The 22,040-nt window shown below is 39.6% G+C and carries 19 protein-coding genes and 1 riboswitch; of the genes, 18 read left to right on the top strand and 1 reads right to left on the bottom strand.

The window, feature by feature from the left end; translation table 11 throughout:
• The first annotated feature begins 31 nt into the window (after positions 1-31).
• From ACOMA9_RS04210 to ACOMA9_RS04235, 6 genes are all read left to right on the top strand, one after another.
• Positions 32-2,242: an endonuclease/exonuclease/phosphatase family protein gene (locus ACOMA9_RS04210; RefSeq protein ID WP_330944833.1), complete on the top strand. Its 2,211-nt coding sequence runs from the start codon at positions 32-34 to the stop codon at positions 2,240-2,242.
• Positions 2,243-2,410: 168 nt separating this feature from the next.
• Positions 2,411-3,208 (top strand): pyruvate formate-lyase-activating protein, encoded by a 798-nt coding sequence (gene pflA, locus ACOMA9_RS04215; RefSeq protein WP_059221050.1) that lies wholly within the window; start codon positions 2,411-2,413, stop codon positions 3,206-3,208.
• Between the two features lie 140 nt (positions 3,209-3,348).
• Positions 3,349-4,284, top strand: a complete 936-nt coding sequence (locus ACOMA9_RS04220) for a manganese-dependent inorganic pyrophosphatase (protein WP_151379957.1) — start codon at positions 3,349-3,351, stop codon at positions 4,282-4,284.
• Positions 4,285-4,333: 49 nt separating this feature from the next.
• Complete coding sequence (locus ACOMA9_RS04225; protein ID WP_151379956.1) at positions 4,334-4,846, top strand: YiiX/YebB-like N1pC/P60 family cysteine hydrolase; 513 nt, start codon at positions 4,334-4,336, stop codon at positions 4,844-4,846.
• Positions 4,839-5,510 (top strand): DUF1803 domain-containing protein, encoded by a 672-nt coding sequence (locus ACOMA9_RS04230; protein WP_151379955.1) that lies wholly within the window; start codon positions 4,839-4,841, stop codon positions 5,508-5,510. Before ACOMA9_RS04225 ends, ACOMA9_RS04230 begins: the two co-directional genes overlap by 8 nt.
• A 101-nt stretch (positions 5,511-5,611) precedes the next feature.
• Complete coding sequence (locus ACOMA9_RS04235; protein WP_151379954.1) at positions 5,612-6,370, top strand: CPBP family intramembrane glutamic endopeptidase; 759 nt, start codon at positions 5,612-5,614, stop codon at positions 6,368-6,370.
• A gap of 113 nt (positions 6,371-6,483) precedes the next feature.
• Here ACOMA9_RS04235 and ACOMA9_RS04240 read toward each other — a convergent pair whose 3' ends face one another.
• A complete protein-coding gene (locus ACOMA9_RS04240) occupies positions 6,484-7,929 on the bottom strand; it encodes a UDP-N-acetylmuramoyl-L-alanyl-D-glutamate--L-lysine ligase (RefSeq protein ID WP_247906331.1) in 1,446 nt (481 codons plus the stop codon).
• Between the two features lie 85 nt (positions 7,930-8,014).
• On the opposite strand from ACOMA9_RS04240, the gene ACOMA9_RS04245 reads away from it, so the two are divergent.
• From ACOMA9_RS04245 to ACOMA9_RS04300, 12 genes are all read left to right on the top strand, one after another.
• Positions 8,015-9,643, top strand: a complete 1,629-nt coding sequence (locus ACOMA9_RS04245) for a putative polysaccharide biosynthesis protein (protein WP_270736376.1) — start codon at positions 8,015-8,017, stop codon at positions 9,641-9,643.
• Positions 9,644-9,882: 239 nt separating this feature from the next.
• Positions 9,883-10,977 carry a cystathionine gamma-synthase gene (locus ACOMA9_RS04250; RefSeq protein WP_270206881.1) on the top strand — a complete coding sequence of 365 codons (1,095 nt, stop codon included), beginning with the start codon at positions 9,883-9,885 and terminating at the stop codon, positions 10,975-10,977.
• Position 10,978: 1 nt separating this feature from the next.
• Positions 10,979-12,145: a MalY/PatB family protein gene (locus ACOMA9_RS04255; protein ID WP_270206880.1), complete on the top strand. Its 1,167-nt coding sequence runs from the start codon at positions 10,979-10,981 to the stop codon at positions 12,143-12,145.
• Positions 12,146-12,214: 69 nt separating this feature from the next.
• A riboswitch (M-box (ykoK) riboswitch) is annotated at positions 12,215-12,367 on the top strand.
• A 261-nt stretch (positions 12,368-12,628) separates the two neighbouring features.
• Entirely contained in the window at positions 12,629-15,283 is a 2,655-nt protein-coding gene (mgtA, locus tag ACOMA9_RS04260; RefSeq protein WP_330944834.1) for a magnesium-translocating P-type ATPase, read from the top strand.
• Positions 15,284-15,380: 97 nt separating this feature from the next.
• A complete protein-coding gene (gene upp / locus ACOMA9_RS04265) occupies positions 15,381-16,010 on the top strand; it encodes a uracil phosphoribosyltransferase (protein ID WP_070671011.1) in 630 nt (209 codons plus the stop codon).
• Between the two features lie 88 nt (positions 16,011-16,098).
• Entirely contained in the window at positions 16,099-16,713 is a 615-nt protein-coding gene (locus tag ACOMA9_RS04270) for an ATP-dependent Clp protease proteolytic subunit (RefSeq protein WP_223349572.1), read from the top strand.
• Positions 16,714-16,803: 90 nt separating this feature from the next.
• Positions 16,804-17,073, top strand: a complete 270-nt coding sequence (locus tag ACOMA9_RS04275) for a YlbG family protein (protein WP_330944835.1) — start codon at positions 16,804-16,806, stop codon at positions 17,071-17,073.
• Positions 17,074-17,155: 82 nt separating this feature from the next.
• Positions 17,156-18,319 (top strand): ABC transporter substrate-binding protein, encoded by a 1,164-nt coding sequence (locus ACOMA9_RS04280; RefSeq protein ID WP_151379823.1) that lies wholly within the window; start codon positions 17,156-17,158, stop codon positions 18,317-18,319.
• Positions 18,320-18,709: 390 nt separating this feature from the next.
• Entirely contained in the window at positions 18,710-19,579 is an 870-nt protein-coding gene (locus ACOMA9_RS04285; protein WP_003028330.1) for a branched-chain amino acid ABC transporter permease, read from the top strand.
• A gap of 3 nt (positions 19,580-19,582) precedes the next feature.
• On the top strand, positions 19,583-20,533 hold the full coding sequence (locus tag ACOMA9_RS04290; protein WP_049512492.1) for a branched-chain amino acid ABC transporter permease: 951 nt from the start codon (positions 19,583-19,585) through the stop codon (positions 20,531-20,533).
• A complete protein-coding gene (locus ACOMA9_RS04295; protein ID WP_003034299.1) occupies positions 20,533-21,297 on the top strand; it encodes an ABC transporter ATP-binding protein in 765 nt (254 codons plus the stop codon). The genes ACOMA9_RS04290 and ACOMA9_RS04295 overlap by 1 nt, the downstream gene beginning before the upstream one ends.
• Positions 21,297-22,007, top strand: coding sequence for an ABC transporter ATP-binding protein (locus tag ACOMA9_RS04300; protein WP_003043423.1), 711 nt, complete (start codon positions 21,297-21,299; stop codon positions 22,005-22,007). The genes ACOMA9_RS04295 and ACOMA9_RS04300 overlap by 1 nt, the downstream gene beginning before the upstream one ends.
• Positions 22,008-22,040 lie beyond the last annotated feature (33 nt).

Consider the following 22,040-nt stretch of genomic DNA (forward strand, 5'->3'; position numbering starts at 1 on the left):
GATTTCCAAATTATGATGTAAAGGAGAATATATGAAAAAAACTTCAAAACAATTGCCTGTATTGTTTGCGACAGCTATTTTGTTAGCTAGTAGCGTTCTAAGTCCTGTTGTTCAGGCAAATGAGGCGAGCTCTTCAAGTTCAGAAACTTCTGTAACAACGACTTCAGGTTCTAGTTCTGTTGCTTCGACAACTCAGTCGCAATCATCAGAAACAACTTCTGAAAGTTCAGCAAGCAGTACGAGTAGTACGAATGAGCCAAGTAGCACAAGCGAAGCAACACCTAAGACAGAAGCTTCAAGCAGTGAAGCAAGAGCCGCTGCTTCGGAATTTACCGAGGTAGCCAATATTGGTCAAATTCAAGGCGAAGCACATGAATCGCCTTATAATGGGAAAAAGGTGCGCGTGTCAAATGTAGTCGTCACTAAAACGGATCGATATGGCTTTTATGTACAAGATATCAAAGCTGACGGGAACACAAAGACTTCAGATGCTATCTATGTAGTTTCAAAGGAAAAAGTAGCTGTTGGAGACCGATTGACGATTGAAGGTGAAGTTAAAGAAGGTTACATGGAGTCGCTCAGCATCCGTCCGGGACAACAATTTCAAAAGCCGGCTGGTAGCTTGACTGTCACGCAATTGATAGCTTCAAAGGTAACAAAAGACGGAACAGCGGCATTGCCAGCTCCTGTCAATATTTCAGAGCGTATGCCAAAAGATGTCGTAGACAATACTCCGACTGTCTATGATCCAGAGCATGATGCTTTGGACTATTGGGAAAGTCTTGAAGGTATGTTGACAACAGTTAAAAAACCTCATGTGCTTGGACCACAATATCGCGGGGATATCTACCTGTTGCCTGATGGCTATCAAGAATTACCGTTAAATAATATCGGTGGCGTCAATTTACGTCCGAATGTGCAAAATACGGCAACCATTCCAGTTTATGTAGGAAATAAGTTTGTTGCCAAAGCCAAAGATTACTTTAATGAAGATGTTGTTGGAGTCGTGAGTTATCGCAGTAAAGTCTTTAAGTTGGAGCCAACCCAATTGCCAGCTTTGCAAGACGGTGGTTTGCAAAGAGAGGTTTCTAAACTTTACCCAAGTGAAGATAAATTGACGATTGCTTCTTACAATATCGAAAACTTCTCGGCGAACAATGCAGTGGGCGAAACACCTGATGCAAAAGTGGAGAAAATTGCCAAATCCTTTATCAATGAAATCCATAGTCCAGATATTATCACACTCATAGAAGTTCAAGATAATAACGGAAGTGTCAATGACGGCACAGTAAGTGGTGTTGAAAGTGGGGAAAAGTTAGCTGCTAAGATTAAACAATTAGGCGGCAAAGAGTATAAGTATGTCGAAGTAGCTCCTGTTGACGGTGCAGACGGAGGAAAACCTGGCTCCAATATTCGTGTAGCTTTCTTGTACAATCCTCAACGAGTGAAGCTAGTAGAACGTGAAGCAGGAAGTAGCACAGAAACGGCTGCTTTCAAGGACGGTCATTTGGTGAAAAATCCTGCCAGAATAGACCCAGCTAATCCAGTCTTTGAAAAAGTTAGAAAATCTTTAGCAGCAGAGTTTGAATTTAAAGGCGAACGGATTGTCGTGATTGCCAATCATTTGAAATCCAAGCTCGGGGACGATGCGGTCTATGGTTCAAAACAGCCTGCAGTACAAAATACATTGGCACAACGGATTGAACAAGCTAAGTTGCTGAATGCCTTTGTAAAAGAAGGTTTGAAGCAAAATCCAAATTTGAAGTTTGTCTTGACTGGTGACTTTAATGACTTTGATTTTTCTGATACAGCAAAAGCAGTTGCTGGTAATGAATTGGTAAATATGATGCTCAATCATGATGCAGCTGATCGGTATTCTTACTTCTACCGTGGCAGCAATCAAAGTTTAGACAATATCTTTGTTTCAAAAAATATTGCGGATAAAACAGTATTCTCACCAGTTCATATCAATGCTTCCTTTATGGAAGAACACGGTCGGGCGTCAGATCACGATCCCGTTATTGCACAGCTTGATTTTAGTCAGAAGAAAGGTAATACGACACCGACACAACCAACTGAACCAAAACCTTCTGGTGACACCACAATGCCACTAAATAAAGATGATAAACTAACTAAAAAGAGGATTTTACCATCTACAGGAACAACAGGCGCTGAAGTCGTTGTTGTAGGGATTGTCATCTTAAACGCAACCCTCCTTTGGCGAAAGAAAGTGGCGGATTAAAAGGAATAGATGATAAACGAGAGAGTTTTAGACTTCTCTCGTTTTTTGAAAAACATTGAAAATGAAACTGAAAAACAGATTATTTTCTAAAAAATAGACAAATTGTCCCTCTATCTAGAAAAGAAGTGTTATAATAATAGTATAAAACGTTTTCAAGAGGATAAGACGATGGAAAAAGAAGTCATTGATTATGGAAAAGTAACAGGTATGGTCCATTCGACTGAAAGTTTTGGAGCTGTTGATGGGCCTGGTATCCGTTTCATTGTCTTTTTACAGGGTTGTAAGATGCGTTGTCAATATTGTCACAATCCAGATACATGGGCAATGGAAACCAATAATTCAAGAGAGCGAACGGTGGAAGACGTTTTGCAAGAAGCGCTTCGTTATCGTGGCTTTTGGGGTAAAAAAGGTGGGATTACAGTAAGTGGTGGTGAAGCTCTTTTGCAGATTAATTTTGTGACGGCTCTCTTTACCAAGGCTAAAGAGCTGGGGATTCATTGTACTTTAGATACTTGTGCGATGCCTTTCCGCAATACGCCAGAGTATCTCAAAGTTTTTGATCGCCTGCTTGAAGTGACTGATTTAGTGTTGCTGGATATTAAAGAAATCAACGATGCCCAGCATAGATTTGTAACAGGACATACTAATAAAAATATTTTGGAATGTGCAAAATATCTATCTGATAAAGGTGTTCCAATGTGGATTCGTCATGTTTTGGTTCCGACTTTGACAGACCGTGATGATGACTTAAAAGAGTTAGGTGAGTTTGTCAAAACCTTAAAAACAGTTGATAAATTTGAAGTGCTGCCGTATCATACAATGGGAGAATTCAAATGGCGTGAATTGGGTATTCCTTATCCATTAGAAGGCATAAAACCACCAACTGCTGATCGAGTAAAAAATGCCAAAGAGCTTATGAAAACAGAATCCTATACCGAGTACATGAACCGCGTACACAATAGTTGATACAAAAAAGTGAAATGTTAATAAGCACTCAAGGAGTTAGCCAGAAAAGCTGACAATTGGGTGCTTTTCTATTACTCTCTTTGTGAAAATCTTAAAATTGTGCTAAAATAGGGTGTATAAAAAGTTTATGAGGTACTATCATGTCTAAAATTTTAGTTTTCGGTCACCAAAATCCAGATTCAGATGCGATTGGTTCAGCTGTAGCCTTTGCTTACCTTGCACGTGAGGCTTATGGATTGGATACAGAAGCGGTTGCTTTGGGAGAACCAAATGAAGAAACAGCGTTTGTCTTGGATACTTTTGGTGTAAAAGCACCGCGTGTGGTGACATCTGCAAAGGCAGAAGGAGTTGAGCAAGTCATTTTAACAGACCACAATGAATTTCAACAATCTATTTCTGACATTGCAGAAGTAGAAGTGTACGGTGTTGTGGATCATCACCGTGTAGCGAATTTTGAAACGGCAAGTCCATTGTATATGCGTTTGGAACCTGTCGGTTCAGCTTCTTCTATCGTTTACCGCATGTTTAAAGAAGCTGGTGTAGCTGTACCAAAAGAACTGGCTGGTCTGATGCTCTCCGGTTTGATTTCAGATACCCTTCTTTTGAAATCACCAACTACACATCCAAGTGACAAAGTCATTGCGCCAGAATTGGCTGAATTGGCTGGTGTGAATTTGGAAGAATACGGTTTGGCTATGCTTAAAGCTGGAACGAACTTAGCCAGCAAAACAGCAGAAGAACTGATTGATATTGATGCTAAAACATTTGAATTAAACGGAAATCAAGTTCGTGTGGCACAGGTCAACACAGTTGATATTGCAGAAGTCTTGGAACGTCAAGGTGAACTGGAAGCAGCTATTGAAAAAGCAAACGCAGCTAATGGTTATTCTGACTTCGTTTTGATGATTACCGACATTGTCAATTCAAACTCAGAAATCCTGGCAATCGGTCGCAATATGGACAAGGTAGAAGCAGCTTTCAACTTTGTTCTTGAAAATAACCACGCTTTCCTTGCTGGCGCTGTTTCCCGTAAAAAACAAGTCGTTCCGCAATTAACAGAAAGTTTTAATGCTTAAGAATAGAATAAAAAGGGAGTTTCGGCTCCTTTTTTGATACAATAGTTCTATGAAAATTCAAGATTTACAAAATGGGGATTTACTTTTTGTGTCCAGTCAATCTGATATGGCAGAAGCTATTCAGCGATCAACTGGGCGGTATAATCATGTGGCGATCTTTTTTGACGGCTGGATGTACCATGCGACAAGCGAGCGGGGAGTCATAAAACTGCCGATAGAGGTATTTTTACAGGACGATGAATGCTATGATGTCTATGTTTTCCCTGATATAGATGTGAAAGCTGTCTGGAAAAGAGCAGAACAACACCTTTACAAGCCTTATAACAATAGCTTTTATCCAAATATGATAGGTTTTTACTGTTCTGAATATATTGCAGAAATCCTCCCCATTTTTGAAACCATTCCTATGCAGTTCGGTGATGAAAAAGAGGAAATAGCTCCTTTTTGGCAGCAGTATTACAAAGAGTTAGGTTTAGCAGTTCCTCTTCATCAGCCAGGAACCAATCCTAGCCAATTGGCTCAATCCGAAAAATTAGTTTATAAAGGAAGATTAGATGATTAAAGTAATCAATCCCAGTCGTTTAACACGTCAGCCTTTTTTTCATGAATTGATAAATTATTTAGACCGACATGATGATGTTACTTTGCGAGAGATAAAGTGCGAATTTGCAAACTTTTCCAATATTGATCGCTCCATGGAGGAATATATCAAAGCTGGATATGTACTTCGGGAAAATAAACGCTATCGTCAAAGCGTTCCTCTGTTGGAAAATGTGACGGATTTGTCTTTGGATCAGGAAGTCTTTGTGCGAGATGACAGTCCTCTTTATCAAGAATTGCTGAATATGCGTTTTGAGACGCATTTAACCAATCAAACAAACCAAGCTATTTTAGTAGAAAAAACGGATTTTCTCAGAGAGCAGCTGACGCTTTCCAATTATTTTTATAGGTTGAAACAACAATATCCATTGACCAATCGGCAACAAAAACTCTATGATTTGGTAGGAGATGTGAATCCTGAGTATGCTTTAAAATATATGACGACCTTCCTCTTAAAATATGGTCGCAAAACTGAGCTGATGCAGAAACGGCGTGATATTTTTGTAGATGCTCTAGTGATTTTAGGTTATATTGCGCCTAACGAGACTGGGAAATATGAATTAAAATTGGATTTTGATAAGGAAACATTGACCTTTCGTGTAAAGAAAGCATTAGATAAACCTTAGAATAATAAAATTTTAAGGTTTATTTGATAGATTTATAAGTATAAGGTTTAAGTTTAGCAAGATTTGGTAGTCACTAAATCATTTCATGAAAGGAATGTATCGTGAATCTTTTAGCAAAAATTCGTCCGTCTCAGCCGTTGAAGTATTTGAAATGGTTTGATATTGTCATTGTGACAGCTCTGTTGTTTGGACAATTTATTTATCGTTCAACAGAACTTTATCTTGCGAGCTTGTCACCGTCCACTACGGCAGCAGTAACAGATACAGCTAGTAAAATAGCAAGTGACGGAGCAGCTTATTCCAGTAATTTAGAATTGCAGCTTCTCATGTTAGCTTTGACGATAGCCTATTTAATACTTCGCCGTTTTGACTTTAAGCAGTTGCCAATTCGTTTATCGTGGTCTGTACTCTTTTGGGTTCCATTTATCTTTGCGGTTATGGGGATTCTCGCGGATACAGTGACGACCCTTAGCGGAGAATACAATTATTTTGATCCGCAATTGTGGAAATATATTGATTTGACGGAAATTTTCCGCAAATTTATTGATTTGACACCTATGGCTATTCTCTATGCTTTGCTCAATGGCTTCTATGAAGAATTTTTCTTCTTAGGTTTATTGACCTCAGTGAAAGATAAATATAAGTGGTGGGTTCTTCTTTATTCGACGATTATTCGCGTTTCTTTCCATACCTATCAAGGAATGCTCTGGGCACTGACAATTGGTGTTGGCTTTGGAATTCTCTATTATTTTCTTTACAAATATAAGGTTAAAAACCTCTTACCATTCTTCCTCGTGCATGCACTTGCAGATATGTTTGGGTCAAGTCTGATGTATGTTTTGATTAGTTGGAGAAAGTAAAGTCATAAAGCAAGATTTTGATTTCTGAAGAATTGTGCTCATCTCTCCTTGCTAGTATAAATTTTCTTAAATAATTAAAGGTCGAAAACGTTTGTCTCGACCTTTATTATTTTCTATAAATATTTTTCAGCGATGGCATAATCACCTAGATAGTCTGCTTTTTCTCCGTTGATAATTTGGTAGCAATCAGCGCCTTTGCCTGCTAGAATGACAGCATCGCCTTTTTTACTAGTTAAGCCAAGGGCTTTTTTAATAGCTTCTTCGCGGTCAGCAATCATATCAACATCAAAGGATATGTAAGAAGCAATTTCTTTGGCAATGGCAATTGGATCCTCGTAATTTGGATCATCTGCGGTTAAAATCACCATTAATTCTGGATGTTGATTGATTAGTAGACCAAAATCTTTGCGGCGACTTTCGCCCTTATTTCCAGTTGCACCGAGCACCAAAACAATCCTACCTTTTTGATGCTCTTGCACAACCGATAGGAGATTGGCGAGACTGACACCATTGTGTGCGTAATCCACAAACACTTTGGCACCATTTTGTTGGGTCAGCACTTCCATACGTCCAGGGACACGCGTAGCAGCAATGCCTTTTTTTATATCAGAAATAGTGGCACCTAAGCGTAGACAGGCAAGGCTAGCAGCAAGTGCATTTTCTTGGTTAAAACGTCCGATTAGCTGAATGTCAAATTTTTCTGTGAGGATTCCGCTTGTTTCAAAAGAAAAGGCTTGCGAATGATGAATTTGATTGTCTGAATGCTGTCCGTAGAAATCATGCTCCATGGAAGCAACTTGCTCAGCCAAAACTTCAAAATGGTCCATTTCGCTATTGACCACCACAGCTCGGCTATTTTCCATGAGAAGCCGTTTATGATAAAAATAGTCTTCAAATGTTGGATGTTCAATTGGTCCGATGTGATCAGGACTAATATTGAGGAAAACGCCAACATCAAAGGTCAAACCATAAACCCGCTTTTTCAGATAGGCTTGACTAGAAACTTCCATGATAAGATGAGTTCGTCCATTCTCAACAGCTGTCGCCATCATTTTGAACAAATCCAAGCTTTCCGGTGTTGTCAAAGCAGATTTGAAGAAGTGCTCTCCGTCGAGCGTCGTGTTCATGGTAGACAAGAGAGCTGGCTTGTAACTTTGTTGGAGGATATGATAGGCGAAATAAGCAGAAGTGGTCTTTCCTTTGGTTCCTGTAAAAGCGAGCAATTTGAGTTTGTCTTGTGGATTGCCATAAAATTCCATGGCAAGAAGGCTCATGGCTTGTTTTACGTCATTGACTATGAGAGCAGGAATTCCCACTTCAAAATCCATTTCACTGATATAAAGCTGTAGACCCGCTGTCACTGCTTTTTCCAAGAATTCTTTTTTAAAATTGTCACCCTTGACAAAGAAAAGAGTGGAAGCATCCACTTCACGGCTGTCGTAGCTGATTTTTTTAAAAACAAGATCACGATAATGATAAAAATATTGTCCTTTGTCGATAATCTCGCGGAAATTGTGATCGTTTTTTAAAATGTTTAATGCGTTTTCAATTGTTATCATACTTCTATTGTAAACTTAATGGCGAGGTTTTACAAGCGGAAAGGAAAAGTTTATAATAAGATGAGACTATTTTTAGAGGTTATGTATGGACCAACAAACAACAAATCAACAAAAACAAATGCTTCTAGGGACAGCGTGGCTGACAGCTAGTAACTTTATCAGCCGCCTTTTAGGGGCAATTTATATTATTCCTTGGTATATCTGGATGGGGAAACACGGTGCAGAAGCCAATGGATTGTTTACTATGGGCTACAATATTTATGCTTGGTTTCTTCTGATTTCTACGGCAGGAGTTCCAGTTGCAGTCGCCAAGCAAGTCGCCAAGTACAATACGATTGATCAAAAAGATCATAGTTTTACTCTCATTCGTGAATTTTTGAAATTCATGCTCTTGTTGGGAGTCATTTTTGCAGTTGTGATGTATCTTTTATCACCGTTCTTTGCGCATGTATCAGGAGTTGGGAAAGAGCTGATTCCGGTCATGCAAAGTTTGTCGTGGGCTGTGCTAGTATTTCCAGCCATGAGTGTTATTCGTGGATTTTTCCAAGGTTTTAACAATTTAAAACCGTATGCCATGAGCCAGATTGCTGAACAAGTCATTCGTGTGATTTGGATGTTACTTGCAACATTCTTCATTATGAAATTGGGCACAAAAGATTATGTTGCTGCAGTGACCCAATCTACTTTTGCAGCCTTTGTCGGTATGTTTGCCAGTATGGCGGTTTTGGTTTATTTTCTTTGGAAGACCAATCTCTTGACATCTATCTTACACAAACCGGCTAATAGTGCTGAAATCAACAGCCGTGCTTTGCTGGTGGATACGATTCGTGAAGCCATTCCTTTTATCATCACGGGTTCTGCTATTCAGCTTTTCCAAATCATTGACCAGATAACATTTATCAATACGATGAAATGGTTCACCAATTATAGCAATTCTCAGCTGGTGGTTATGTTCAGTTATTTCTCTGCCAATCCAAATAAGATTACCATGATTTTGATTGCAGTAGCAACTTCGATCGGCGGTGTGGGGATTCCCTTGCTGACAGAAAACTATGTCAAAGGTGATTTAAAGGCGGCTGCGCGCTTAGTTCAAGATAATTTGAGTATGTTACTGCTGTTTCTTTTACCAGCAACGATTGGTTCTGTCTTAGTAGCGCGGCCATTATACACGATTTTCTACGGACGACCAGATAGTTTGGCCTTGGGGCTCTTCATTTTTGCTATGTTACAGACGATTATTCTTGGCGTCTATACTGTCTTATCGCCAATGATTCAGGCGCTTTTCCAAAATCGTAAAGCAATTATCTATTTTGGTTATGGAGTTCTTGTTAAGCTCATTTTGCAAATTCCATTTATTTATCTGTTCAGAGCTTACGGCCCCTTGCTTGCGACTACTATTGGACTTATTGTTCCAATCATTCTGATGTACCAACACATTCGTCAAGTAACTGGGCTCAATCAAACCATTCTCTTCAAACGGAGTTTGTTGATTGGAATTTTAACGGCAGTTATGGCTCTTTTGATTGCCATTGTGGAAGTCGTACTTGGATTTGTCTTTCATCCAAGTGGACGCATTTCTAGTATGCTTTATTTGGTTATCATCGGTGGCTTGGGCATCGCTATTTATGGAGCAATGGCTTTGCGAGTCCGTTTGTTAGACCATTTTATTGGTGAGAAAGCTCAAACCTTACGTCAAAAATTTCATATTCATTAAAAAGCCGAAAGGCTTTTTAATATTGTAGAAAATTTATAAGAATTAAGATATAATGAAATTGGTTATTGTGAGAATAAACATCTATGATTTGATAATCTTTTAATAGCTATTATAGTTATTAACTATATCTAGGTCTTGAAAAGAACAAAACACAGTGCTTTCGTAAGATGATACAATAGAATTACTTAGAAATATAAGAATTGCTTGATTCCGCTTTTATCTTATGGAGGTTATTTATTATGGATAAAAAGTTACAATTAGACACGATTTTAGCTCATGCTGGTATTAAAACGGATGAAGCAACAGGTGCCTTGACAACACCTTTGCATTTTTCAACGACCTATCAGCATCCAGAATTTGGAAAATCCACTGGATATGACTATACGCGCACGAAAAACCCAACGCGAAGTAGCTTGGAAAAAACCTTAGCTGCTATTGAAAGTGCGGATTATGCGTTAGCGACCAGTTCAGGAATGAGTGCTATTGTGCTAGCCTTTAGCGTTTTTCCGATTGGGAGTAGAGTTATAGCGGTTCGTGACCTTTATGGCGGTTCTTTTCGCTGGTTTCATCAAGTGGAGCAAGAAGGGCGCTTTCACTTTACATATGCAAATACGGAAGAAGAATTGCTTGCGGCTTTAACGGAGGATATAGATGTAGTGTATCTGGAAACCCCGACCAATCCGTTAATGTTTGAGTTTGATGTTGCATCTATTGCAGAAAAAGCTCATGCAAAAGGTGCAAAGGTTATTGTAGATAATACGTTTTATACTCCAATTTATCAACGTCCTTTGGAAAATGGAGCGGATCTTGTGCTACATTCGGCGACCAAGTATTTAGGAGGACATAATGACGTTCTGGCTGGTGCTCTTATGACGAGTGACAAAGAGCTTTATGAGGATCTATTCTACAATCTCAATACGACAGGAGCTGTTTTGTCTCCATTTGATAGTTATCTCTTGCTTCGAGGTTTGAAAACCTTGTCTCTGCGTATGGAGCGTTCAACAAAAAACGCACAAGCTGTAGCAGCTTTCTTGAAAGATTCGCCAGCAGTAAAAGAGGTTCTCTATCCAGGAAAAGGCGGCATGATTTCCTTTAAAGTCAAGGATGAAGCAGTTATTCCACATTTGTTAAACACACTAAAAGTCTTTACCTTTGCAGAAAGCTTAGGTGGTGTAGAAAGCTTGATTACCTATCCTGCGACACAAACGCATGCAGATATTCCAGCAGAAGTGCGGAAATCCTACGGTTTAACAGATGACTTGTTGCGTTTATCCATTGGAATCGAAGACAGCCAAGACTTAATCACAGATTTAAAATTTGCTTTGGAGGTATAATATGAGCAAATACAATTTTCAAACAGCACCGAATCGCTTATCTCATCACACTTATAAGTGGAAAGAGACAGAGACTGATCCTCAATTACTGCCGGCATGGATTGCAGATATGGATTTTGAGGTCATGCCGGAAGTAAAACAAGCGATTCATGACTATGCAGAGCAGTTGGTTTATGGCTATACTTATGCGAGTGATGAGTTACTCCAAGCGGTGCTGGATTGGGAAAAAAGCGAACATCAGTATTCGTTTGATAAGGATTCTATTGTTTTTGTGGAAGGTGTTGTGCCAGCCATTTCTATTGCGATTCAAGCCTTTACCAAAGAAGAAGAAGCGGTTCTAATCAATTCTCCTGTTTATCCACCTTTTGCTCGTAGCGTTCGCTTAAACAATCGAAAATTGGTATCTAATTCTCTCAAAGAAGAAAATGGTTTGTTTCAAATTGATTTTGAACAATTGGAAAAGGATATTGTCGAAAATAATGTGAAATTGTACCTTCTTTGCAGTCCGCACAATCCCGGAGGACGTATCTGGGAAAGGGAGGTTTTGGAAAAAATTGGTCATCTTTGTCAAAAACATCAGGTTATCTTGGTATCAGATGAGATTCATCAAGATCTGACCTTGTTTGGTCATGAGCATGTTTCCTTTAATACCATTTCACCTGATTTTAAAGAACTTGCCATTATACTGTCCAGTGCTACCAAGACTTTTAATATTGCAGGTACCAAAAATTCCTATGCCATTATTGAAAATCCTTCATTACGTGCACAATTTAAACGACGCCAGTTGGCAAATAATCATCACGAAGTGTCAAGCCTAGGTTATATTGCGACAGAAACGGCCTATCGCTATGGGAAACCTTGGTTAGTAGCATTAAAAGATGTTTTAGAAGAAAATATTCAATTTGCGGTGGATTATTTTGCCAAAGAGGCTCCGCGGTTAAAAGTTATGAAACCACAAGGAACTTATCTAATTTGGCTTGATTTTAGCGATTATGGTTTGACAGATGATGAACTTTTTACTTTGTTGCATGACCAAGCCAAAGTCATTCTCAATCGAGGAAGTGACTATGGAAAAGAGGGGGAATTGCATGCAAGATTAAATATTGCAACACCAAAACCCTTAGTAGAAGAGATTTGCAAGAGAATCGTGCATTGTTTGCCGCAATAAGAATGAAAAGAAATTTTCAGAAACAGCCATTTTGGGTTGACAATCATTCTCAAGTGGAGTATAGTTAGTATGAAAAATCGGTAGGTGAGGCTACCATAGGGATACGGATGACTACCGCAAAGTAGTGGAGACACTACGCGTTGGTTAGCAGTTGAGATCGCTAAGGTTTCGACTAATGTCATTTCACCGCCCTACGGAGTTAAAGCTTGAACGGTAACACAAGACATACAGTCCTGCCATGTTTTTTCATGGTAGGATTTTATTGTTTTGAACTGATTTTTTAAAAGGAAAACCGCAAGGGAAAGGAGTGAGGAATATGCCAAATGATGATCACCCGAGTCAACAGAAAACCAGTCGATTGCCATATCTGAGCATTCCTCATGCTCCCTTTGGAATCGACTCTAGCAAATGAACGATATCTGAGCAAAAAGCTGTGTGCAGTTATTTTGTTGCTTGGATGCGTCTTAGATAGAGGAGAAATCAGTGAAAACAGCAAAAGAAAGATTAACAGATGCTCTTCGCATGTCTGTACTGGATACGATGACTTTTTTCAACACTTCCAGAGCAGGGCTGACAGAAGAGCAAGTTGAGGAAAACCGTGATATATACGGCGAAAATGAATTGACTAAAGGGCAAGAAGATTCAATTTTTAAAAAGATCTATGAATCCATTATCAATCCCTTTACCGTCATTCTCTTACTCATTGCATTGGTATCCTTGGTGACCAATGTTTGGCTGGCAAAGCCAGGGCAAGAAGACCCGACGACATTTATCATCATCGTTGTCCTTGTCTTGTTGTCTGGTAGTATTCGCTTTGTGCAAGAATTGCGGAGCGACAAAGCAGCCAGCAATCTTTCACGTATGATTGTCAATACAGTGACAGTCGTCCGTGAGGGAAAAGAGCAAGAAATTCCGATTACAGAATTAGTAGTAGGAGACATTATCCGCTTGAGTGCAGGAGATATGCTACCAGCAGATGTGCTAATCTTAGATTCGCGCGACTTCTTTGTGCAACAGTCAGGTTTGACAGGTGAAAGTGATGCTGTTGAAAAAATGGCGCTGGATAAATGTGAGACAAAAGAAACAGATAGCTTGCTTGAGTCTGAAGCACTTGCCTTTATGGGAACCAATGTAATCTCTGGTCGTGCCATTGCTCTTGTTCTGGTCGTTGGAGACGATACCAAGATGGGTGCTATTGAGCAAACGCTCAATACGTATGACGAACCAACTTCATTTGAGCGGGAAATGAACAGTATTTCGTGGCTGCTCATTCGTCTCATGCTGGTACTTGTGCCCGTTGTCTTTTTCATCAATGGTCTGACAGACGGAGATTGGTTGGAGGCTGGTGTATTTGCACTTAGTGTCGGTGTTGGTTTGACACCAGAAATGCTGCCTATGGTCATCACTGCAAGCTTGGCTAAGGGTTCTATTCTTATGGCAAAAGAAAAAGTTGTCATCAAGAAACTCAATGCCATTCAAGATTTGGGAGCGATTGATATCCTTTGCACGGATAAAACAGGTACATTGACGCAAGATGAGATTGTCTTGGAATATCCGCTGGATATTCATGGAGAGCTTGATTTAGCCGTTCTTCGCAGGGCTTATCTTAATTCGTATTACCAAACAGGGCTAAAAAACCTAATGGATCGTGCTATTATCAATCGGACAGAAAAAGAAGCTGAAAAGCATGAAATCGTTCGGAACTTGGACCAAACTTTTAAGAAAATTGATGAATTGCCTTTTGATTTTGAACGCCGCCGCATGAGTGTGCTGGTTCGAGATGATGAAAATGTCGTTAGCATGGTAACAAAAGGTGCTTTGGAAGAAATGTTAGCCATTTCAAATTATGTCGAAGACAAAGGGGAAATCCTTCCTTTGACGGAAGAAATTCGTCAAGAAATTTTAGCAGAAGTTGCACAGTTAAATGAACAAGGACTGCGTGTGCTGGGCGTCAGCTATCGCTCAGACTTAGATGCTGACTATGAATACACAGTAGAAGATGAGTCTGATATGATTTTGACGGGTTATCTTGCTTTCCTTGACCCGCCAAAACCTTCTGCAGCGCCTGCTATCAAGGCTTTAACAGAATATGGTGTTGCCACCAAAATTTTGACAGGTGACAATGAAAAAGTCACAGAAGCGGTCTGTGAGAAAGTTGGCTTAGATGCAGAACATATCCTACTTGGTTCTGTGATTGAAACGATGTCGGATGACGAATTGAGCAAAGTTGTTGAAACCACAACTGTTTTTGCGAAATTATCTCCCGACCAAAAAGCGCGTATTATTTTGCAGCTGAAAGCAAATGGGCACAAGGTTGGTTATATGGGAGACGGCATCAATGATGCACCTTCTATGAAAGTAGCTGATGTAGGGATTTCAGTTGATACAGCTGTCGATATTGCCAAAGAAACAGCTGATGTTATCCTATTAGATAAGGACTTGTTGGTGCTTGAAAAAGGCTTGGTAGAAGGTCGAAAAGTCTATGCTAATATGACCAAATATATCAAGATGACAGTCAGTTCCAACTTCGGGAATATCTTTTCCTTGTTGATTTCAAGTATTTTCCTACCATTTTTGCCTATGGCACCGATTCATCTGATTGTGTTAAATTTGGTGTATGATATTTCATGTATCGCTTTGCCATTTGACAATGTCGACCGTGAATTTTTGCAAAAACCGCGCATTTGGAGTGCCAAATCCATCACGCGCTTCATGGCTTGGATTGGTCCAATCAGTTCTATTTTTGACTGTATGACCTTCTTGATTTTGTTCTTTATCATTGCACCGATGATGACAGGTTCTGTTTATCATCATGGGATGTCTAGCGAGTTCATCACCATTTTCCAAACAGGTTGGTTTATTGAGTCCATGTGGACGCAAACCATGGTTATCTACATGCTGCGCTCACCTAAACTGCCGTTTATTCAAAGCAGGCCGGCTTTGTCCGTAGTCATGACAACCCTAGCAGCCGTGTTCTTTGTAACCTTATTACCCTACGGTCCTTTTGCTACGCTTTTAAAAGTGGCTCCATTAAACGGTACTTATTTCTTATTCTTAATCCTTGTCATGATTTTGTATATGGTAAGTGTTACGTTTGTGAAGCATCTTTATATTAAGAAATACCATGAATGGTTGTAAGCAATTGACAATCTTTGAAAAGGCTTGTTTGTCACGAGCCTTTTTTATGTTTTTTTGATATAATAAGAAGAATAAATTGAAAGAAGGAAAACCAATCATGGAAAAATTTCAAGTGATCGCACATCCGCTCATTCAGCATAAATTGTCTATCCTACGTCGCACAGATACCTCTACTAAGGCTTTTCGTGAGTTAGTAAATGAAATTGCTATGCTGATGGGCTATGAAGTTTTACGTGACTTACCATTAGAAGATGTGGAAATTGAAACGCCCATTACAAAGACGGTTCAAAAACAATTGGCTGGTAAAAAATTAGCTATTGTCCCAATTTTACGTGCAGGTATCGGTATGGTGGACGGTCTTTTGAGCCTTGTGCCAGCTGCTAAAGTCGGACATATTGGCATGTATCGCGACGAAAAAACCCTAAAACCAGTTGAGTACCTTGTGAAGTTACCAGAAGACATTAGCCAACGTCAAATCTTTGTGGTAGATCCCATGCTGGCGACAGGTGGTTCAGCTATTTTAGCCATTGATTCATTGAAAAAACGCGGAGCACACAATATTAAATTTGTCTGCCTTGTTTCAGCGCCAGAAGGTGTGAAAGCTTTACAAGAAGCTCACCCAGACGTGGAAATCTTTACAGCAGCCCTTGATGATCATTTGAATGAAAACGGCTATATCGTTCCAGGATTGGGAGATGCAGGAGATCGTCTTTTCGGTACAAAATAATGAGTTTTATGTTTGACCTTTTTTGACCAAAAGGCTATAATAGTCTCATATTTGAAAAATCTCACTAAAAATTGTTAGTCAGATTAAAATATCAGATGAAAAGGAGAATACAATGATTCCTGTAGTTATTGAACAAACAAGCCGTGGAGAACGTTCCTACGATATTTACTCACGCTTATTAAAAGATCGCATTATTATGCTGACGGGTCCTGTTGAGGACAATATGGCTAATTCCATTATTGCGCAATTACTTTTTCTTGATGCGCAGGATAATACCAAAGATATTTATCTTTACATCAATACGCCAGGCGGTTCCGTATCAGCTGGTCTAGCGATTGTTGATACCATGAACTTCATCAAATCAGATGTCCAAACAATTGTCATGGGGATGGCTGCTTCCATGGGAACCATTATTGCTTCAAGTGGTGCTAAAGGCAAGCGCTTCATGTTGCCGAATGCAGAATACCTGATTCACCAACCAATGGGCGGAACTGGTAGCGGTACGCAACAAACCGATATGGCGATTGCGGCTGAGCATTTGCTGAAAACTCGGAATAACTTGGAGAAAATCCTTGCGGATAATTCAGGGAAAACCATTAAGCAAGTACATAAAGACGCAGAACGCGATTATTGGATGAGCGCTCAAGAAACCTTGGATTATGGCTTCATTGATGAAATCATGGCAAATAATAATTTAAACTAATCATTGTTTATTACTGTACGAAAAATGTCCTCTGATGGGCATTTTTTTGATATACTTATAAATGATAAAAATAAATTAGAAAGAAAATTCATGTTTAAAAAAGAAGAACGAACAGGTTTGATTGTGTATTTGTATTACAATCGAGATGTGAAAAAAATAGAAACTATTGGCGATATTGTCTACCATTCTAAAAAGCATCGTTACCTCCAGTTGTATGTTCCGACAGAGCAGGTAGAAGAGACGATGCAAAGGTTATCTAAAGAAAAATATGTCAAACAAGTACGGGTTTGTCACATTCAAGAATTGGACACAGACTTTGTTGGAAACTTGTTTAGAGATAAAGAAAACGTAAACATATAAAAAAATCTCATTTACCACTTGACAATTGTCAGATAATTCGATATATTCTAAACATATCATTTCGGAACGAGGAGATAAGAATATGAAGAAAAAATTTGCTCTATCATTTGTTGCCCTTGCAAGTGTTGCCCTTCTTGCCGCTTGTGGGGAAGTAAAGTCAGGTGGCTCCAATGCAACTGGTACAAAAGTTGCTGATAAGACTATTAAAATCGGATTCAACTTTGAAGAAACTGGTGCAACAGCAGCTTATGGAACAGCCGAACAAAAAGGTGCCCAACTGGCTGTTGATGAAATCAACAAAGCTGGTGGTATTGATGGCAAGAAACTTGAAGTTGTTGACAAGGATAATAAATCTGAAACAGCAGAAGCAGCTTCTGTCACGACTAACTTGGTAACCCAATCAAAAGTAAATGCAGTCGTAGGACCTGCAACTTCTGGTGCAACAGCAGCGGCAGTTCCCAATGCGACAAAAGCAGGTGTGCCTTTGATTTCACCTAGTGCGACACAAGACGGTTTGACGAAAAATCAAGAATACTTATTCATCGGAACTTTCCAAGACAGTTTCCAAGGGAAAATCATTTCTAAGTACGTTACAGAAAAGTTAAAAGCGAAAAAAGTTGTACTTTACACAGATAACTCAAGTGATTATGCCAAAGGTATCGCAAAAGCTTTCCGTAATGCCTACAAAGGTGAGATTGTTGCAGATGAAAAGTTTGTCGCTGGTGATACGGACTTCCAAGCAGCTTTGACCAAGATGAAAGGGAAAGATTTTGATGCAATTGTCATCCCTGGTTACTATACTGAAGCTGGTAAAATTGTCAACCAAGCGCGTGGTATGGGAATTGATAAGCCAATCGTTGGTGGTGATGGCTTTAATGGTGAGGAATTTGTCCAACAAGCAACTCCAGCCAAAGCCTCAAATATCTACTACATCTCAGGTTTTTCTTCGACAGTTGATGTCTCAGCGAAAGCTAAGAAATTCCTAGAAGCTTACAAGGCTAAATACAACAATGAAGAACCTTCAACATTTGCGGCACTAGCATACGACTCTGTTTATCTTGTTGCCAATGCTGCCAAGGGTGCGAAAACATCTGTTGACATCAAAGACAATCTTGCCAAGACAAAGAATTTTGAAGGTGTAACAGGTGATACCAGCTTTGACAAGAATCATAATACTGTTAAAACAGCCTTTATGATGACCATGAATAATGGGAAAGTCACAGCAGCTGAAACAGTTAAGCCGTAATCCTTCGCAAGAAATTGCTTAAAATATATTTTATAGTGTATAAAAGAGTAACTATTTATGGTAAGCATCGTAGATAGTTACTTCTCTTTATACGGGCTAAAAGAAAAGAGGCGGGATAAAAGTCTTAGTCTTAAAAATATGTTTCATTAAGGTTTGTAAGACATAGTGATTGATTGTTAGATATGTTTTAAGCTGTTAAAAATCAGTCAACCGTGAAATGAGACTTAAAAGGTTTAAAGGTCTCATTTGCTCAAACTTAGAATAGATGAGTGAGAAAAATCAATTTTTTTGAAATGATGACTTGACTCGCTCTTTTTTCACGATAGATAAGAAAATGTGAACGATCACATAGTTCTTTCTTCTATACTATAATTAGAAAGTGTGGTGGCCATGCTCCAACAACTTGTTAATGGTCTAATTTTAGGGAGTGTCTATGCTTTGCTCGCTCTCGGCTATACCATGGTTTATGGGATTATCAAGCTTATCAACTTCGCTCATGGAGATATTTATATGATGGGCGCTTTTATGGGCTATTTCCTGATTAACTCTCTTCATCTTAATTTTTTCCTTGCCTTGATTTTGGCAATGATTGGGACGGCAGTTTTAGGTGTGCTGGTTGAGTTTCTGGCTTATCGTCCATTGAGAAATTCGACTCGGATTGCAGCTTTGATTACTGCGATTGGTGTTTCGTTTTTCTTGGAATATGTGATGGTCTATTTTGTGGGAGCCAATACTCGTTCGTTCCCACAAGTGATTGAAACGGTTCGTTATAATTTTGGTCCGATTAGTCTCACAAATATCCAATTGATGATTTTGGTCATTTCCTTGATTTTAATGGTATTGCTGCAGGTTATCGTTCAAAAAACCAAAATGGGAAAAGCCATGCGGGCAGTTTCTGTTGATAGTGATGCAGCGCAGCTAATGGGAATCAATGTCAATCGTACAATTAGTTTCACTTTTGCTTTAGGTTCTGCTTTGGCAGGAGCAGCAGGTGTACTCATCGCGCTTTATTATAATTCCCTTGAGCCTTTGATGGGAATGACACCAGGGCTGAAATCATTTGTCGCAGCAGTACTTGGTGGGATTGGTATTATCCCCGGAGCAGCACTGGGGGGCTTTGTCATTGGTCTATTAGAAACCTTTGCGACAGCTTTTGGTATGTCAGATTTCCGCGATGCGATTGTGTACGGTATCTTAATCTTGATTTTACTTGTCCGTCCTGCAGGTATTCTTGGTAAGAATGTGAAAGAGAAGGTGTAAGCGATGAAAAAGAATGTAAAAGTAAATATTCTATGGTTTGTGCTCCTTCTTGCTGGTTACGGTTTGCTGACTCTCCTTGTCAGCGCTGGAGTTTTGAATGATTTTTACTTGCAAATCTTACAGCAAATCGGTATTAACATTATTTTAGCAGTAGGGTTGAATTTGATTGTCGGCTTTTCTGGTCAATTTTCTCTGGGGCATGCTGGCTTCATGGCAATTGGTGCTTATGCAGCTGCAATTATTGGTTCGAAATCTGCTACCTATCCTGCCTTTTTTGCGGCTATGGTGTTAGGGGCATTGATTGCAGGAGCAGTCGCTTTGATTGTCGGGATTCCTACTCTTCGTTTGAAGGGCGATTATCTAGCAATTGCCACGCTTGGGGTTTCTGAAATCATTCGGATTTTAATCATCAATGGAGGCGATTTGACCAACGGAGCCGCAGGTATCTTGGGTATTCCTGCTTTTACCAATTGGCAAATGGTGTATTTCTTTGTAGTTATCACAACTATTTTAACCATCAATTTCTTGCGCAGCCCAATTGGACGAGCAACCTTGTCAGTTCGTGAAGATGAAATTGCAGCAGAATCTGTGGGGGTCAATACCACTAAAATCAAAGTCATTGCCTTTGTTTTTGGAGCGATGACAGCTAGTATCGCAGGCTCACTCCAAGCAGGATTTATTGGCTCTGTTGTGCCGAAAGATTATACTTTTATCAATAGTATCAATGTCTTGATTATTGTGGTATTTGGTGGTCTTGGTTCGATGACTGGTACCATTGTTGCAGCGATTGTTTTGGGAATTTTAAACATGGTGCTTCAAAATGTAGCAAGCATTCGGATGATTATCTACTCTCTTGCTTTAATTTTGGTGATGATTTTCCGTCCGGGAGGACTTCTTGGCACATGGGAATTGAGCTTATCACGCTTCTTTAAAAAAGATAAGGAGGTCAACTAATGGCGCTTCTTGATGTAAAAAACTTAACAAAAAATTTCGGCGGGCTGACTGCTGTTGGCGATGTGACCTTGGAGCTGAATGAGGGAGAATTAGTCGGTCTCATTGGTCCAAATGGTGCTGGAAAAACAACTTTGTTTAACTTACTGACCGGTGTTTATGAACCAAGTGAAGGAAGCGTGACCTTGGATGGGCATTTGCTCAATGGCAAGGCACCTTATAAGATTGCTTCTTTAGGACTCAGTCGGACATTCCAAAATATTCGCTTGTTTAAAGATTTGACAGTCCTAGAGAATGTCTTGATTGCTTTTGGAAATCACCACAAAGCACATGTTTTTGCTAGCTTCTTTCGTTTGCCAGCTTTCTATAAAAATGAAGCAGAATTGCGTGAGAAAGCATTGAAATTGCTAAAAATCTTTGACCTAGACGGTGAAGCAGAAACGCTTGCTAAGAATTTAGCTTACGGTCAACAACGCCGTTTGGAAATTGTGCGTGCTCTAGCAACAGAACCAAAAATTCTCTTTCTTGATGAGCCTGCTGCAGGAATGAATCCACAGGAAACAGCAGAATTGACAGAGTTAATTCGTCGCATAAAAAATGAATTCCAAATCACAATCATGCTGATTGAGCATGACATGAGCCTAGTTATGGAAGTGACGGAACGAATTTATGTATTGGAGTATGGTCGTTTGATTGCACACGGAACTCCTGACGAGATTAAAAATGATAAGCGTGTTATTGAAGCCTATCTGGGAGGTGAAGCCTAATGTCTATGCTAAAAGTTGAAAATCTTTCCGTCCATTATGGCATGATTCAGGCTGTCCGAGATGTCAGCTTTGAAGTCAACGAGGGCGAAGTTGTTTCTCTCATCGGTGCCAATGGTGCCGGAAAAACAACGATTCTTCGAACCATTTCAGGACTGGTTCGTCCAAGTGCAGGAAAAATTGAGTTTCTAGGAAATGAAATTCAAAAAGTTCCTGCTCAGAAAATTGTAGCAGCAGGGCTTTCTCAGGTACCCGAAGGACGCCATGTTTTCTCAGGCCTGACTGTTTTGGAAAACCTAGAAATGGGTGCTTTCTTAAAAACAAATCGTGATGAAAATCAAGCGAATCTAAAAAAAGTCTTCTCACGCTTTCCGCGTTTAGAAGAACGTAAAAATCAAGATGCTGCAACTCTTTCGGGAGGTGAGCAGCAGATGCTTGCTATGGGGCGAGCTCTCATGTCTACGCCCAAACTCCTGCTTTTAGATGAGCCTTCAATGGGACTGGCTCCTCTCTTCATTCAAGAAATTTTTGATATTATTCAAGATATTCAAAAACAAGGCACAACTGTTCTATTGATTGAGCAAAATGCTAACAAAGCCCTCTCAATTGCCGACCGTGGCTATGTTTTAGAAACAGGAAATATTGTCTTGTCTGGCACAGGAAAAGAATTGCTCGCTTCCGATGAAGTCCGCAAGGCTTATCTCGGTGGGTGAAAAAAGGAGAAAGAAGTGGTTTTCTACTTCTTT

Origin of the sequence: Streptococcus atopicus (assembly GCF_049166725.1) — a bacterium.
Lineage (GTDB): Bacteria > Bacillota > Bacilli > Lactobacillales > Streptococcaceae > Streptococcus > Streptococcus hominis.